Genomic DNA, 15,715 nt, shown 5'->3' with positions numbered 1-15,715 from the left:
TCTATCATAACTTCCGCATTCCTCCCGACACTGACCCTACGGGTACAGTGCGGGGCTCCTGCGATTTCTAGCTGAATTGTTGTTTTCTATCTCCCCAGGCGTAGAAGCTTTCCACCAACTCTGCCGTCGTAGAAGGGTGCCCACGAGTCACGATCCAGTGGACAGTAGCCAGCAATTCTAGACCATAGGGCGACTCAAAGCCCTCCACGAGGTCGCTAACACGCTCAAAGCGTTCTCTCGTCTCTGGCTGTCCAGCGAGATATCTATGGGCTTCCTCGACAGCACCGGGCACCAGTTCCAGCTTCTTGTCTGGTCGATCACCGCCCGAGCCGTACCCAGAGATGTAATATCCCTCGATTTCTTTGAGAACATGCCGCAAGTTCTCGGCGTAGGGTCCATGAACGCCCTTTGTAAATCGCAGGCGAAGCGGCTCCCCGGCTTCCTGCAGGAAGTACATCAGCTTGTGCAGCTCAAGCAAAGAGACAAACGGAACAAGTAGACCGTTTACATAGCGCTCCATAAGGCCCACCAGCACCGCCCTTCCCGGAGTTAGGGTAGGAACCTGCCCACGGCGCATGCTCTTCGGCAAAGGCTGAGGCCCGGTGGGCTCAAAGACAAGGATGTGGACGTCGGGAAGTTCTGCTAGCGCCTGCTCGATGCGGGAGCGCACATCGGGCCAATGAAGACCCCCGAGGCCGCAGCCTAGGGGTGGCAAAGCGACTGAGCGCAGACCAAGATGCCTGATCTCCTCGGCAAGGGACTTCAGCCCAGCTTCTATATCCTCGATCCGCGACTTCCCCCGCCAGTGGCGTTTTGTGGGGAAATTGATGATGTAGCGCGGATTGGTCAGGTTTCCGGTCTCGAAAACGAACATTTTGCCCGGTTGGACTTCCCCCCGCCGGCAGGCTGCGGCATAGGCCTTGAAGTTCCCAGGCCATGATTTCAAGTGCTGTCGCAGAACCAGTAACAAGAATCCCCTGCCTAAAAGCGGGGGGGTATGTCAAAATCCCTTGCAAGTTGTCTACATGGGTAATGTGGTAGATTTTGGGACTTTCTGGAATTGGCGCCATACCTCCGCTCTACGATGCAGCTTTGAAAAAGGCAGAGCCAGATGCGCTTCAGTCGGAACGAGAGTTGAGACCGACAGGCTTTTGAGCAGTGGAGCTCTCGCTTGGCTCGGGCAGATAGAGACGTTCTTCCGAGGCGTCGTACTCAAACAGCTCTGCATAGCGTCCCCAGTCAATGGCGGTGGCAAACTGCCGTTCGGCTTCAGCGTGGGGGAAGTGTTCGTCCCAAAGATCCAAGAAGAAGTCCGCTCGCATGGAGCGGCTGCCTTTTTCTTCCAGGGTCTGCAAGATGCTGCGGAACACGGGCACCCGTGCCAATAGCTGTTGTCGGAAGAGATCCTTGCTGCGCAGGATGGTGGTGTTGGCAAAGTCCTGGCCAATTTCGGTCAGTTGCACCACTCTGCCGGTCACCTCGGCAAACCCCAACAGTACCGCCGCATCCAAAATAGGCAGCAGGTCGTCCACGGCCAGTTGCAGCCGCTCGGCCAAATCGGCAATCTCCGCCCGCCCTTGCGGCCACTCCACGATCAACTCCAGCAGACCGCTGATCCCGCCTACCCGCGCATGGGGCAGAGGCAGGGCATAGGGGGAAGTGGCCTTATCACCAGCCAGCGCAGGCAGAGCCACCTCTCCGGTAACAGCAATTTCGGGGTTGGTCATGATCTCGTAGATGTAGTCCACCAAGGACTTAAAGCGGGGATCCGTGCGCTCGTGAGGCCGCGGCAGATCTATTCTCACCTCCCCCCGGATCCGCCCCGGGTTGGATCCCAGAATCACCACCCGATCTGCCAAAAACACCGCCTCTTCGATGTTGTGGGTAACGATGAGGATGCTTTGGGAAGGGAAGGCTTGGGCGTTCCACAGCTCATCAATTTCCCCCCGCAGGTTTTCGGCAGTCAGCACATCCAAGGCGCTGAAGGGCTCATCCATAAACAGCACCTTGGGCTCCAAGACAAAGGCGCGGGCAAAGCCCACCCGCTGTTTCATGCCCCCCGAAAGCTCTTTGGGGTAAGCGCTCTCAAACCCATCCAAGCCCACCAGGTCAATGGCCTTCAGGGCCCTTTGCCGGCGGATCTCGCGGGGGATCCCTCGGGCTTGCAGCCCCAGCTCCACATTTTCTTGCACGGTCAGCCAGGGTAGGAGAGCAAAGCTCTGAAACACCATCGCCACATCTGGGTTAGGCCCACGTAGAGGCTGGCCGTTGCTCAGCACCCGCCCTTGACTGGGGGGGATCAGGCCCGCCATGATGCGCAGAAGGGTGCTTTTGCCGCTGCCGCTACGGCCCAGCAGAGCCAAGACTTCCCCAGCCCGCACCTGCAGGTCAATCTGGCTTAAAACGGTAAACTCCCCCTTGCCCTCTGGCAAAGGAAAGCGCTTGTAGACTTTCTCGACCTCGATCAAAACGGGGGAAGCTGCAGAGCTCATATTGCCTCAGAAATTGAAAAGACTAAAGGTGATACTTTTCTTCCGCCAACTGATACAGCCGTCGCCAGAACAGACGGTTAATGCCCACCACAAACAAGCTCATCATGCCAATGCCCAAGGTAATGCGGGGCCAGTCTCCCACCGCCGTTGCCTCAGCAATGTAGGTGCCCAACCCCGTAGCCGTCAGGGTGGTGGATCCCCAGGCCACAATCTCCGAGACAATGCTGGCGTTCCAAGCGCCGCCGCTGGCCGTGACTCCCCCGGTGACCCAGGCGGAAAAGATCCCTGGAATGATCAGCTTCCGCCAGCGCTGCCATCCCCGCAGGCCCACATCCACAGCCATTTCTCGCAAGTCCGTGGGGATGCTCTGGGCGCCGGCAATGGAGTTGAAAAGGATGTACCACTGTGCCCCCAACGACATGAGCAAAATGCTGCCCCACTCAATGCTGATCTGGGCGCGGATAAAAAACAACGTGGCAAAGGGAAAAAGGAAATTGGCCGGGAAAGCTGCCAGGAATTGCACCACCGGCTGCAGCAGTTTCGCCAGTTTTGGATTAAAGCCAATGGCCACCCCAATGGGAGTCCAGATCACCGTGGCGAACACCAGCAACACGCTAACCCGCAGCAGGGTGAGGATCCCTAGCCCGAAGGTCAGCATCACCTCTCCAAAGCCCACAGTGGTAGCCACAAAATAAACAATCCAAATCCCAATGCCGCCAATAGCTGCCCAGGAAAGCTGGGTTAGCAGCCGCTCGCGGCGTCGCTCGACCTCAGGACTAAGGGGATGCACCCAGTGCGGGCGAGTCAGATAGGACAACAGCCGATCCACCAACTCTGCCAAGGGGGAAAGCCAACTGCCGATCAGCCGCGGGATCCGCGCCGTGGTCAGCAGATCGTACAGCCAGGATTCGGGGGCAGCAGCCCCGCTGCTCTGTTCCAGGCGAAACTTATCCGACCAAGCCACCAAAGGTCGCCAGAAGAGCTGATCCACCAGCAGGATCACCCCGGCCATGGTCAGGAGCGCCCAGCCCAGCTTGGGCAGATCCTCCGCCTGGACGGCCGCTTCCACATAGGATCCCAGGCCCGGCAGCGTGTATTCCTGGTTGAGCACGCTGATGGCTTCGCTGGCTGCCACAAAGAACCACCCTCCGCCAAAGCTCATCATGGCGTTCCAGATGAGGCCCACCATCGCTGCCGGCACTTCCAACTGGGTAAAGCGCTGCCACCCCGACAGGCGATACAAGGTAGCCGCTTCCACCAACTCTTGAGGCAGCGTGCGCAGGGATTGGTAGAAGGAAAAGGTCATGTTCCAGACTTGGCTGGTGAAGATGGCAAAGATAGAAGCCGCCTCCAGCCCCAGCAAGCTGCCGGGAAAAAGGGCAATAAAGCCGGTGACGGTAATGGAGAGAAACCCCAACACCGGCACCGATTGCAAGATATCCAACAGGGGGATCAAAATTCGCTCGGCCCAGCGGCTTTTGGCAGCAATGTAGCCATAGATCAAGGTAAAAAGGGTGGAAAAGGCCAAGGCAATGAACATGCGCAAGGTGGAGCGGGCCGCGTAGTAGGGCAGGTTGCGCGGATCCAAGTCGATCCGGGGCACCACCGCCGGGGGCTGAAACCGCTCAAAAGCCCCTACCCCCACCTGCGCCACCAAGGCCAGGAGAACCAACGTGCCCAGAATGATGGCCCCATCGGCAGCCCCCGCTGGCAGCCGACGCAGCGCCTCCGGAGAAGGAAAAGTCCTCATCTTCCCTGACCAAGCCCGGCATCCGCGCCCAGTGTACACCGTTTGCGGTTAGCCAGGATCCAGCCGGCTACTCTTCCGGCAAGTCGGGGGGAGACTCCTTCCACTGGGGATCGTCCAAGATGGCTTTTTTGGTCTGCTTGAGTTGTTTCCACAGCTCTTTGATTTGCCGGTAGGCTTCTTCCGGGGTAATTTTGCCCCCGGTTTCCAAGCTACAAATCAAGGACACTTTATTGCTAAATTCCTGCAGGTTGGCATCAAAAACTAGGTTCTGCGGCTTCACTTCGCCCCAGTAGGGATAGCGAGGCGAAATGAATTCATCTTTGTTGGGAGGTTTGTTGGGAGGAGTTGGTTCTGCCACGGCCTAACCAGGGTAAAAGAATGGTTCACAACAAGAAGGTCAACATGAAAAGCTCCATTAAAGCAGGATCTACTAGCCCAGTTTATGGGCGTTTTCTCTTAACCGGCTTGGGTACTTTTGTGGGATCTCGCAGAGGATAAAACGGCTCTTGAATAGACGCTTCCCCACGTGTCGAGGGGGTGGAACTCTTCCTGGCTTTGGGTTGGGGGGGGGAACGCTTCAGGCGTGGGCGCGGCGGCGTTTTGAGCACAGGGCCGATGGGAGTGCCCGCCTCCACATAGAGCAGGGATCCGCGGCGGCGCACCTGCAGATCCCAGAAATTGCCTACCCCTTTGCCCGGCAGGGATCCGATCAGGCGCAATTTGAAGGCTTGGGGCTTGGGGGCTGCGGCTCCATCCTTCTGGACTCGCTGAGAGGGAGAGTTGGCGGAAGCTTTTTTGCCCGATTGACGGATCTTGACAATGATGAACCCTTTCTCCTGCGATTGAAAAACGACCTCGCCCCGGATGGAAAACCAATCCGGCACCACTGTTGGACGGGATCCCTCGGGAAGAGCCTGCCCCATCTCTTCTGGGGCCCACACCCCCAGCAACTGCACGTGCAGATCTTCGGTTTTGTCGCGGGTGCGAGGATAAACCACCCACAGGTAGTTGCGTTCCGGCTTCAGGTGCTTCCGTACCAGGCTCATCACCCGGCCCAGCAATACGGCATTGAGATCCAAGCCATCCGAGGTGCGCAAAATCCCGCGGGTAAAGTGCTCTGGGGAGGGGATGTATTGCCCTTCGATGAGGCCGATGGCTCGGTATTGCATCTTCTCCCCAGGCGGCGGGATGGGTTCCAGACAGACTCGCTCTTTCTTTTCTTCCAAGCTAGCAGTGGTGCTGACAACAGGCTGCAAGGACTCCGTCCCGCTGTCGCGAGCAGCACCAGGATCCTGAGCTTTTGCCGACGACAGGGATCCCTTGGCCTCGCCGGTTGAGCTGGGTCTGGGGGGCCGTACAGGTCGAAAGGGAGGTCTCAGATCGGAGGACATTGTGACGGTTCCGTTGCTGTCAATTCAGAATGCTCGGCGGCAGACATTTACCGTTGCAAAAACAGGCCATAACTTTGCTCTTGACCCAAGACCTGCTCAACACACCATTCACTAGCCTAACAACGCCCAACAGCGTCTTTCCATCCTGCTTCCATTGACAAACTCCCAGCAGGTGCCCTCGTCGGGAACTGGGGAGCCAGCAGTTGTCAACACTGTAGCCGACGTGTAGCCAATACTAGCAACTGTTCCAAGGGAATGGTTCTCAGGCCGCAGAATGTTTATCCCCCAGACAGAACCATTTCATCTTTATGGTCATTTCGATTCGAACTAGGACATTATACTCACACCCAAAACATTGAAGGTGCAGAGCCAGAAGGCTTTTCTCAGTAGCCCAGGCGTCTCACCCTAAGCTGAAACGAATAGAGTACCTGTAGTTTTTTCCGGCAACGCTGACTGGAGGTGTTTCTGCACAGCCGGGATCCAACTGGCCGATCCCCAGGGCTCCCGCAAAGGCTGGGGCGCATGATCTTTCCCGAGCCGATGGGATCCATTAGCCATTCCTGGGGTTCACCGTTTAGGCGGGCGTTGCCCACACCTGCGGAGTGAAGCTGCCGTGTAGGCCATAGGGAATGTGGTGCCGCAATGGGATCCGCGCAACCGGGCCGGCTGTCAGGTCGGCTGCTTCTAGGATCACCACTTGAGAGCGCTGGCTGGCCGCATCAAAAACCACCGTCACGATCCACCCTGCCTCTTCGCCCTGACCTTCTGGATCGGGGATGAACACCGGTTCTCCCACAAAGCCGCGGGGGGCAAAGCTGTACTGCTGTGTGCGGCCTGTGGCGGTATCCAGCTTGAGGATGGCTTGCAGAGGAGCATTGGGGCCAGGAGCATGGGTGGCCCCGATGTAGATGTAGCGGTGGGATCCCCCCATTTGAGCCGGGTGGATGGCCGGAAACTCCACCGAGCGATCCAGCAGCAGTTCCCGCTTCACGCTGCCCGCCTTGGGATGCAGATAAAACCGCCACAGCTTGCCCGCTGGAATTTGGGCAAAGTCAATCTGCAGGTAATCGGCATCCGGCTCCAGGGCAGGGTAGCTCTCATAGAGGACGGCATCCACCACCACCTGATCCCCGACTTCGTAGCCGTTGACAAAATGGAAAACAAACCCCGGCTCCGCTTCCAGTTGCAGCGGCTTATCGCCCTGGGGAAAGAGCCAGATGCGGGTCGGCTCCCCCGGTTTCAAGGTCAAACAGGTGCCCGCCGGTTGCCAGCCCAACACAAACGGCAGGGGGTTGAAAGCCAAGGGATTTTGGAAAAAGATACGGTAGCGGGGTGTCCAGACAAAATCGTGCAGGAAGGCAAAACCGGGCAGGCGGTAATCCCGCTTTTCCACCAAGCGCCCGCGCGAGTCCAGACGATAAAACAGCAACGTGGAGTTCTGGGCAGCCCGCACCCCAAAGGCGATGAGATCTCCCGTGTGGGGATCCCGCCGGGGATGGGCAGTGAAAGGCTGGCTGGCCGAGATCCCTCCTGCAAACGTTTCGATCCCCTCGGTGGCCAAGGTGGCCGGGTTCAGCCGGTAAGGGGCACTGGCCTCCCACAGGGCCAGCAGCTTATCTCCCTGGTAGATGACGTTGGTGTTGGCGGGATTTTTAAACCGCAAGTCGAGAAAGTTGCTCCACCAGCCGCCCGGCTTTTGGGTGCCAAACACCCCTCGGTAAAGCACCCGACCGGCTTTTTCCTCTGCTTCAAACTCGCGGGTGCGCACAAACCGGTTGCGAAAATGAACTTTCCCCCCCACAAAGGTGATGGCGCAGACCATGCCGTCGCCATCGAACGGGTGCCCGTAGCGCTGGGATCCCGCCTCCAGCTTGCCCGGGCCGTTGCGAAACAGGGTTCCCCGCAACCCTGCCGGGATCCGTCCTTCGATCTCCGTAATCCAATAGTCGTACTCCTGGGATAGGGAGCGATAGCCCAATTGCCAGTCGGTGATGCTGTAGGGAAGGGAAGCGACGCTGACCATGGAAGATCTGCATGCAACGCCCTCTATTGTTGCTTAAACTTTTGTGAAGTCGCCAGTTTTTCTGGGCCGGGATGGTCTCCTGGGTGGGGATCCCCAAGATGGAGTCGCCCCGATTCGACTATGGTAGGAAATGCCCCCAAAGCGCCTGACAGGATCCACAGTACCCATGTTTGATGCCCTCTCCGAGAAGTTGGAATTGGCCTGGAGAAAGCTGCGCGGCCAGGACAAGATCACCGAAACCAACATTCAAGAAGCTCTGCGGGAGGTGCGGCGAGCCCTGCTGGATGCGGATGTCAACTTGCAGGTGGTGAAGCAGTTCATCGAGGATGTGCGGGAAGCTGCCCTGGGATCCGAGGTCATCCTGGGGGTGACGCCGGATCAGCAGTTCATCAAGATCGTCCACGACGAGCTGGTGAAAGTGATGGGGGAAGCCAACGTGCCCATTGCCCAAGCGGAGCAGCCTCCCACCATTGTCCTCATGGCCGGTTTGCAGGGATCCGGGAAAACCACCACCTGCGCCAAGTTGGCTCTGTATTTGCGCAAGCAGGGCAAGAAGTCTCTCATGGTGGCCGGAGACATCTACCGTCCGGCGGCCATCGACCAGCTCAAGACGCTGGGCCAGCAAATTCAGATCCCCGTTTTCGACCTGGGCAAAGTGGATCCCGTCGAGATTGCCCGGCAGGGGGTGGAGACGGCCCGGCAGCAGGGCTACGACTACGTGATTTTGGACACTGCCGGTCGCCTGCAGATCGACCTGGAGATGATGGCGGAGCTGGAGCGGATCAAGGCGGCGGTGCAGCCCCACGAGATCCTGCTGGTGGTGGATGCCATGATCGGCCAAGAGGCAGCCAGCCTTACCCGAGCCTTCCACGAGCGCTTGGGCATCACTGGGGCCATTCTCACCAAGCTGGATGGGGACACCCGCGGTGGGGCCGCCCTTTCCATTCGCCAAGTGTCCGGTCAGCCCATCAAGTTCATCGGCGTCGGCGAAAAGGTGGAAGCGCTGGATCCCTTCTACCCGGATCGCATGGCCTCCCGCATTCTGGGTATGGGGGATATCCTCAGCTTGGTGGAAAAAGCTCAAGAGGAAATCGACCTGGGAGATGCCGCCAGCATGGCGGAGAAGATGATGACTGCCCAGTTTGATTTCACCGATTTCCTCAAGCAGATGCGCCTAATTAAACGCATGGGATCCTTGGCAGGGCTGCTGAGACTGATGCCGGGGATGGGCAAAATCAGCGAGGAACAACTGCAAAAGGGACAAGACCAACTGGCCCGCGCCGAAGCCATGATCAACTCCATGACCCCCGAAGAGCGCCGCAACCCGGATCTGTTGGCCCGCAGCGTCAGCCGCAAACGACGGGTGGCCCGTGGATCTGGCCACAAGCTGGAAGATGTCAGCCGACTGGTCAGTGATTTTCAACGCATGCGCGACATGATGCGCAACATGGGCATGGGTGGCGGTTTTCCCGGTATGGGTTGGGGGGGTGGGCGTACCTCTCTTCCCGGCGGGGATCCCAGTTGGCGCGGACGTTCAACGGCCTCTCCCTCTCGGCAACAGCCCAGCCGCAAGCCGGGCAAAGGTGGGGGTAAAAAAGGGGGCGGCAACCGCGGATTTGGGGGCAAGTAGGATAGGATTATGCCCTTCCACGTTGTTTTGGTTGCCCCAGAGATCCCGGCCAACACGGGGAATATCGCCCGCACCTGTGCAGCCACCGATACGCCTCTCCATCTGGTGGAACCTCTGGGGTTTCGCCTTTCGGATCGCTACCTCAAGCGGGCGGGGCTGGACTATTGGCAGCACGTCCAACTGTATCGCTACCCCTCTTGGTCTGCTCTGGTGCAGGCCCACCCTGAGGCCCGGTTCTGGTGTTTTAGCGTGCGCGGCAAAGCCCTCTATACGGAAGTAACCTATCAGCCGGGAGACTGGTTGGTGTTCGGTAGCGAAAGCCGGGGGTTGGATCCTCTGTTCTTGGAAACCTATCCCAGCGTGCGCATCCCACTGCGGGGGCCGGTGCGCAGCCTGAACCTCAGCAATGCCGTAGCGATTGCCCTTTTTGAGGCGCTACGTCAGCAGGGATCCCTGACAAAAGAATAAGTGGTCGGGTTGGCCCTGATATAATAGCTACTTCTCCCCGTCAGGAAGATGTGTGCTCTGCAGTATCTGCGCCCCGACTTGCTCTACCTCAAGCCCTACGACGCCGTGCCAGCCCCGGCTGCCGACAAGCTGGATGCCAATGAGTTCCCCCTCGATTGGCCGGTGGGCTTCAAGCAGAAGCTCTCCCTCCTTTGGGAAAAGGGGATCCCCAGCAACCGCTATCCCGATGCCCACCACCGGGGCCTGAAGCAGGCCATCGCCGCCTATGCCGGAGCGGAGCCAGAGCAGATCAGCCTGGGCAATGGGTCGGATGAGCTGATCCGCTCCCTGCTGATTGCCACCTGTCTGGGGGGGCGGGGCGGCATTTTGGTGGCAGAGCCCACCTTCTCCATGTACGCCATCCTGGCCCAGAGCCTGGGGATCCCAGTGGTGCGAGTTCCCCGCGATCCCGAGACGTTTGCTCTGGATCTGGAGCGCTGTCAACAGGCCTTGAGGGAGCATCCCATTCGGGTGGTGTGCCTGGTGGATCCCAACTCGCCGACGGGGAACGGCCTGACGGCTGCAGAGTGGGAGTGGGTGGAAGGGCTGCCCGAAGAGATTCTGGTGATTTTGGATGAGGCCTATTTTGAGTTCAGCCGGCACACAGCCCTGCCCAAATTGGCGGAGCATCCCAACTGGGTAATCTTGCGCACCTTCTCCAAAGCCTTTCGCCTGGCGGCCCACCGGGTGGGCTATGCTGTGGGTCATCCACAGCTTATGCAAGTGTTGGATGGGATCCGCCTGCCCTACAACCTCACGGCCCTTTCTCAGTGGGCGGTTCAGATGGCTTTGGAGCATGCCGAGGAGCTTTTGGCCGACGTGACGCTAATTTGTCAGGAGCGGGAAGCCCTTTATCAAGCTCTGCAGGAGCTGCCAGGGGTGCGGGTGTGGCCCAGCCAAGCCAACTTCCTCTACTTCCGGGTGGCCGGCTGGGATCCCCAAGAGCTGCAGCGGGCCTGGCAGGAGCTGGGGACTGGTGTGCGCTACACGGGTGGGGGGCTGCGTCTGACGGTGGGCACCCCTGAAGAGAACCGACGGGCCTTGGAGCGCCTGCGCCAAATCCTGCAATAGGCCTCCCGGCCTGCGTTCGGAGCCAGCCTAGGTGGATGGGTCGGCGCGCGAAAAGCGCTGGATCAAGCTGTGCACCTGCTGCAAGTGTCGTTCGTCCAGATGCTCCAGCGCCTGGGCGATTTCCGCTCTGAGTCGGCTCTGGGTGTCGGTTTGGGCCCGCTGCAGCAGCCAACTTTGGACAGGGCTGGGGTGCTCCACAAAGTCAAGCGCCCAGGGATCCCGTTCGTCCAGCTCAGGTTCTGCCTGGGGCAGCTGCTCCCTCCAACGCTCTTGAGCCTGTCGAAACTCCTCCGCCAAACGATCTGTTGGGCGCCCCTCCGCTTGGAGAACCTCTTGATACCTTTGGTGGGTCACCAGCCAGCGCTGCCGAATTTGAGAGCGTTGCTGCCTGGTCAGCCTGCCGGTTCTGCTTTCGGTGAAGCGCTCGTAAAACCTGAGCGTGTCTCGGTAGTGGCCCAATCGCTCACAAGCCAAGCCTACCTCCAGGGGCTGTAGCCACCAGGCCCGCTCCATCTGTGTGCTGGTAACCACTTCCTGCAGAAAATCTCGCAGCCCAGGGGATTTGCGCCTTAAGTCTTCCCAGTTGGTCCGGATATCCCGGGCCATGCAGGCCACCAGCTCGTAGTCATGTCCCCGCTGCCACGCCTGAGGATGGGCCTGCACCGTTTTCCAGAGCTTCTCCCACTCTCGGCACTGGATCAGAACTCGCAGCATCAGCGGCCAGTCTTTCAAGCGCTCCAGACTGGTGACGACGTCGCCGATGTACTCTGCCCACTCGCCTGTGAGGGGACGTCCTGCCTCTTGCCATCGGTCCAGCACCACCGAGTCTTGGCGGTCTTTGGATAGCCACCTCACCTTGCCGGGAAGGGGTTCCAGGTGGATCTTGGCCCGGTAGTAGGGGGAATGCTCCGTTTGGCCCCCCTGATCCCAAACCTCTACCGCCCGCTCAAATTCCTGCCGATAGAAGTGACAGATACCCCAAATCTTGTAGTACTGATTCGCGAACGGCTGCCGCTGGCCGAGAAAGGCCAGACGTCCCTTCAAAGCCTCAAGGGTCTCTTGCAAAAACCAGCTGCGGGCCTCTTCCTGGGGGCAGAAAGTTCCCAAGTTGTTGAGAACTTGCTCAAGCTCTGCCAAAAATTGCTGTACACACTCTTTCCAGGTGGAATCCGTTCGTGTAAGCGGGACGAAGTCCCTATCTTTGGGGCTGACTTCAACGCTCAGCCAATCTCGCACCCGCACCAGTTGTCGAAAGCGCTCTGCAGGCTTGGCGGAGTTTTTTTGCACCACCACCATCAAGTCCACCAAGGGGCTGTAGTCTGGGATCCCAGGACATCCGGCAAAGTAGGCGGCGTTACGCTGCAGCTCCAACCAGGCCTTCCCTCTCCAAAAGCACTCCCAGGCTTCTCGTTTAAGATTTTTGTTGGGCAAAGCAGACTGCTCCAGGCTCAGGAACTTTTGCCCTGCGGAAACGTAATCCCTCTGGAGCTTGAGGAGCCAGGCCTGACATTCCTGTTCTAGAGGTGGTTTTTTTGCCTTCCGCGCCAGAGTTTGAACATCCTCCAGAAGTTTGAGGTTGCCCTCCTCGATGCCGCGCCTGAGAAGCTCAAGAGCTGCCTCCTGCAGATCTTCCAAGCTTGTATTGGTCCAGTACTGGATATTGATGCCTTTGACAGGGTAACCCAATACCGGTGGGTCGGTCTCCCATTCCGACCGATCCGGTTGCAGAGAAGGATGATCGAGCCAAGAGTTGGATTCTAAGCTTGGATCCCAGAACTCCCGCCAACCGGCAGAGGTGTCCACAATGGCCAGGGCCTCGATGGGGCGGGTAATGCCGACATACAATTGGTTGAGAAAATAATGGAGTTGCAGGGATATCGCCTCCCCAGCTCCTCGGGCGTAATAATTAAGCTGCCGGTTAAAGTTTTGTCGATAGGCGTTTCCAAACTTGTAGAGGATAACTTTTTTGAACTCCATTCCCTTAACAGACGTAGCAGTTTGCAGGAGCGGTGGTTTAAGATTCTGCTTCAATTCCTCGGCAAAGATCTTCTGGAGTTCGGGATCCTGACGCACGTAGTTCAGCTCCTCTCCCACAGGACAGGGTAAGATACAGACTGTTCCTGTGAGATCACTAAGCATTTTTCTAAGCTCATCTTCGATTAAGTTTCTTTCCTGACCATCCAGCACAAACCTTTGAACCGGCATGCCCTGCTCATGGGGACGCCAGGGCTGTTGGGGATAGATTTCTCGACTCTTGCTGAGAACTCGCCGCCACAGGTTGACTACATTGCTAAAACGAGTAACTTGTGGATTGCTGCGATAGTTGTTTCTCAGCTCCTGCGGGCCTGCAATCTCAAAGGGATGGCTCGGCAACAAGTAGGCGCGGATATGCTCGTAGAGATATTTTTTCAGAGCAGCCCAACGAAATCCCGTCGGGTTAATGGTTTGCAAGGGATCCCCGGCAAAGGCATAGGGCAGGCGATCAATAGCCCAATCCAACTTGTATTTTCCCCAAGGAGATAAGCAAAAAATGATATTCAGCTCAAGTTGGGTAAAGTCCTGAACCTCATCGCAAAAAATGACTGGATGAATAGGATTAAGAGTGCCATTTTGCAGCACATCTCTGGCCAAATCTTGGTCATCCCAGTAGCCCTCATGGGTGGTTCGATCCCGGTAACCCGGCCAAATCTCTTCGTAAATCCGCTCGAAGGCTTCTTCATCCACACTGCGGTCGGCCTCAGGCAATTCTCGGTAGCTATCGGGATCCAAATAGTCACTGACCTCATAGCCTTTGATCAGCGTGCGAATGGTGTGCCAAGCCAGCTCTACATCGCGGCGACCACAATACCAGCTCTGAAATCGATAAAAATTGACATACCGATCCGGTTGGTAGCGTTCTTGCCGCTCGGCAGGAAGGCAGTTCAGCAGGTAATCCTGAAAAGTGCTAAAAAAAGCTTGACACTGCTGAATTTCCTCCGTGGAGAAGCTGCACCCCTCCTCCCGATAGCGGTGGCTGATGCGCAAAATTGAACTTACCCTGTCGCGGGCTTGCTGCACCAAGCTTGGGCTATAGGTCAAAAAGAGAGGGCGGTACTCAAGAGGTCTCTGTTTTGAAGTTTTGAGGTAGTGGCTGCAATAGTCGGCAAAGCGGTAGTACAACATCAGAGATTTGCCACTCCCGGCCCTTCCGTTGATCAGTAGGGGCATGGATGTACTCTGCAGGATTTCTTCCTCCTCCATGGACAAAGCCAAATTTCCCTCTGTGATCTCCTGCATTTCCAACCAAATGGTCTCATCCGCCACCATGTAGTCGGGGTAGGCGCGACGGGCGTACCGCTTCCACACCTCCAAAGGTTGCGGGTGCTGGAGAATGTCTGGCTGCTTGGCTTTCATCCCAAAGAGGCAGGTTTGGCATCCCAGCTCAAACCGTTCCTTTTGCTCTGGGGCGTGGTCGTAAACTCCAATGAGAAATGGAAACAATCTCCCTGGCTGCTCCCAGACTTGTACCAAGCTGACGGCCAGATACAGGGATCCCTCCTGCCAGCATTTGACCTCTGCCTCCAGATAAAACGGCGGGAGCTGCCGGTAGAGCCTGCCTTCAATGTCATCTACCAAGCGGGATACTGCTTGGTAAGCCTGGCGCCGCTGCTCTGGAGAAAGGGCCCGTACTTGCCGAACCCATTCCCCACTTTCCAACACCAGCCGCTCCTGCGGATTGGGAGCATTCAAGAACTGTGTCCATTCATACAGCTCGTCGGGCAGAGGGGGGAGATGGTTTGGCGGATCCCCTGGTTCGTGCCGCTGCGCCAGCCACGCCTGCAAACGGTCATCGGGCACCCAGGTCCGCACCCGTTCTTGATAATCCGGATCTCGCCGTCGGTCTAAGAACTCCCGGTATTCGTGACTGCCTCTCGGCCAGAGGCCAAACAAAACCAGAACGGGTACCTCGCCTACATAGCGCAGCTCCCCCACCAAGCGAATGTTGTTGCGGAGATTACGCTTCCAGTAAGGGTAACGAACGTCAAACAACTGGCTCAAAAGGGTGCGACCCCCCTCTTCCAGCCGTTCTATCAATGCTTCTAGGTTGCACTGGGTTCTGCTTCCCAGAAACTCCTCCGGGCAATATACATACATGGGATCCCGCCGGGTATACTTGGAAGCCATCCTAGTGCCGGACTACTGGCGAAAATTGCCGCTGTGCCAAAAGTCTTAATTTTTTTCATAATCCCCACGTAGCCCACAACTACCTATGTAGCCATTTGCAAACTCACAAAACATCTCGATTCAATTCAAGCTTTTGTGAAATGCAAGGACTCCGTCCCGCTGACGCGTTCGCGTTAGCGTCGCGTAGCGACAAAGGACTCCGTCCCGCTGACGCGATCAGCAGCTCAATCTGGCCGGTTTCCATATCCACTGCCAATTCCACCCCCGCCACGGCAAAGGAGAGGGAAGATTCGTCGGCGGCATGGTGCAGCTCCACCTCGATGGGATCCGAAGCCCTTTGGGCCAGCTCCGGCAAAGTCAGGGATCCCTGGGGAGCCGAAAAACGTCCCTGCGCCGGCGTACCCCCACCCAGCCCAGCTCCCGCAACAAGCTCAGCAGAGTGAGCCCCGGCGGAACCACCTGCCCATAGGGTTGGCCGTTCACCTGAAATCGGATGGGAATGGGAGTGGGATCCATAACGGTCTTCTTTTTTCACTCACATCTACCCCATTCTGTTTTGAGCAAAATGTTTCGAGTAAACTACCCGACACTCAAGCTGTGCTTAAGCGCAGGCTTTATCCCAATCCCTAGCGGCCCCAGAGGACAGCTAAGTTTCGGAATTTCAGGCGAGTTTACAGTCGCCCCAAG

Annotated in this window: 12 protein-coding genes; 3 read left to right on the top strand and 9 right to left on the bottom strand. The window is 57.8% G+C overall.

The window, feature by feature from the left end:
• Window positions 1-67 precede the first annotated feature (67 nt).
• The 6 genes from NW834_RS10565 to NW834_RS10540 all read right to left on the bottom strand — a co-directional run bounded on the left by NW834_RS10565 (window position 68) and on the right by NW834_RS10540 (window position 7,656).
• Window positions 68-970, bottom strand: a complete 903-nt coding sequence (locus NW834_RS10565; protein WP_414418891.1) for a macro domain-containing protein — start codon at window positions 968-970, stop codon at window positions 68-70.
• Window positions 971-1,118: 148 nt separating this feature from the next.
• A complete protein-coding gene (locus NW834_RS10560) occupies window positions 1,119-2,492 on the bottom strand; it encodes a nitrate/sulfonate/bicarbonate ABC transporter ATP-binding protein (RefSeq protein WP_414418892.1) in 1,374 nt (457 codons plus the stop codon).
• Window positions 2,493-2,514: 22 nt separating this feature from the next.
• Window positions 2,515-4,242 (bottom strand): ABC transporter permease, encoded by a 1,728-nt coding sequence (locus tag NW834_RS10555; RefSeq protein ID WP_414418893.1) that lies wholly within the window; start codon window positions 4,240-4,242, stop codon window positions 2,515-2,517.
• 67 nt (window positions 4,243-4,309) lie between these two features.
• Window positions 4,310-4,600, bottom strand: coding sequence for a hypothetical protein (locus NW834_RS10550; protein WP_414331448.1), 291 nt, complete (start codon window positions 4,598-4,600; stop codon window positions 4,310-4,312).
• A gap of 82 nt (window positions 4,601-4,682) precedes the next feature.
• Window positions 4,683-5,633: a hypothetical protein gene (locus tag NW834_RS10545; protein WP_414418894.1), complete on the bottom strand. Its 951-nt coding sequence runs from the start codon at window positions 5,631-5,633 to the stop codon at window positions 4,683-4,685.
• Window positions 5,634-6,207: 574 nt separating this feature from the next.
• Window positions 6,208-7,656, bottom strand: coding sequence for a carotenoid oxygenase family protein (locus tag NW834_RS10540; protein WP_414418895.1), 1,449 nt, complete (start codon window positions 7,654-7,656; stop codon window positions 6,208-6,210).
• A 166-nt stretch (window positions 7,657-7,822) separates the two neighbouring features.
• Between NW834_RS10540 and ffh the strand changes: the two genes are divergently transcribed.
• Genes ffh through NW834_RS10525 form a run of 3 tightly spaced genes read left to right on the top strand, consistent with a single transcriptional unit; the run spans window position 7,823 to window position 10,864 of the window.
• Entirely contained in the window at window positions 7,823-9,286 is a 1,464-nt protein-coding gene (ffh, locus tag NW834_RS10535; RefSeq protein WP_414418896.1) for a signal recognition particle protein, read from the top strand.
• A gap of 9 nt (window positions 9,287-9,295) precedes the next feature.
• The gene (locus NW834_RS10530; RefSeq protein WP_414418897.1) at window positions 9,296-9,754 is read left to right on the top strand and encodes a tRNA (cytidine(34)-2'-O)-methyltransferase; all 459 of its coding nucleotides are present in this window, start codon (window positions 9,296-9,298) and stop codon (window positions 9,752-9,754) included.
• A 48-nt stretch (window positions 9,755-9,802) separates the two neighbouring features.
• Entirely contained in the window at window positions 9,803-10,864 is a 1,062-nt protein-coding gene (locus NW834_RS10525) for a histidinol-phosphate transaminase (RefSeq protein ID WP_414418898.1), read from the top strand.
• Window positions 10,865-10,891: 27 nt separating this feature from the next.
• Here NW834_RS10525 and NW834_RS10520 read toward each other — a convergent pair whose 3' ends face one another.
• From NW834_RS10520 to NW834_RS10510, 3 genes are all read right to left on the bottom strand, one after another.
• Complete coding sequence (locus NW834_RS10520) at window positions 10,892-15,028, bottom strand: hypothetical protein (RefSeq protein WP_414418899.1); 4,137 nt, start codon at window positions 15,026-15,028, stop codon at window positions 10,892-10,894.
• A 103-nt stretch (window positions 15,029-15,131) separates the two neighbouring features.
• Window positions 15,132-15,383 carry a hypothetical protein gene (locus NW834_RS10515; protein WP_414387741.1) on the bottom strand — a complete coding sequence of 84 codons (252 nt, stop codon included), beginning with the start codon at window positions 15,381-15,383 and terminating at the stop codon, window positions 15,132-15,134.
• 2 nt (window positions 15,384-15,385) lie between these two features.
• Window positions 15,386-15,544, bottom strand: coding sequence for a hypothetical protein (locus tag NW834_RS10510; protein ID WP_414387740.1), 159 nt, complete (start codon window positions 15,542-15,544; stop codon window positions 15,386-15,388).
• Between the last annotated feature and the right edge of the window lie 171 nt (window positions 15,545-15,715).

It is taken from the genome of Synechococcus sp. R60.1 (assembly GCF_047461835.1).
GTDB lineage: Bacteria > Cyanobacteriota > Cyanobacteriia > Thermostichales > Thermostichaceae > Thermostichus.
This window is presented reverse-complemented; position numbering and strand designations above follow the sequence as displayed.

What these genes read in the sequence shown, in the direction of transcription:
- NW834_RS10530 (WP_414418897.1), top strand. Translation starts at nt 9,296, where the DNA reads ATGCCCTTCCACGTTGTTTTGGTTGCCCCAGAGATCCCGGCCAACACG.
- NW834_RS10560 (WP_414418892.1), bottom strand. Translation starts at nt 2,492, where the DNA reads ATGAGCTCTGCAGCTTCCCCCGTTTTGATCGAGGTCGAGAAAGTCTAC.
- NW834_RS10525 (WP_414418898.1), top strand. Translation starts at nt 9,803, where the DNA reads ATGTGTGCTCTGCAGTATCTGCGCCCCGACTTGCTCTACCTCAAGCCC.
- NW834_RS10510 (WP_414387740.1), bottom strand. Translation starts at nt 15,544, where the DNA reads ATGGATCCCACTCCCATTCCCATCCGATTTCAGGTGAACGGCCAACCC.
- NW834_RS10555 (WP_414418893.1), bottom strand. Translation starts at nt 4,242, where the DNA reads ATGAGGACTTTTCCTTCTCCGGAGGCGCTGCGTCGGCTGCCAGCGGGG.
- NW834_RS10545 (WP_414418894.1), bottom strand. Translation starts at nt 5,633, where the DNA reads ATGTCCTCCGATCTGAGACCTCCCTTTCGACCTGTACGGCCCCCCAGA.
- ffh (WP_414418896.1), top strand. Translation starts at nt 7,823, where the DNA reads ATGTTTGATGCCCTCTCCGAGAAGTTGGAATTGGCCTGGAGAAAGCTG.
- NW834_RS10540 (WP_414418895.1), bottom strand. Translation starts at nt 7,656, where the DNA reads ATGGTCAGCGTCGCTTCCCTTCCCTACAGCATCACCGACTGGCAATTG.
- NW834_RS10520 (WP_414418899.1), bottom strand. Translation starts at nt 15,028, where the DNA reads ATGGCTTCCAAGTATACCCGGCGGGATCCCATGTATGTATATTGCCCG.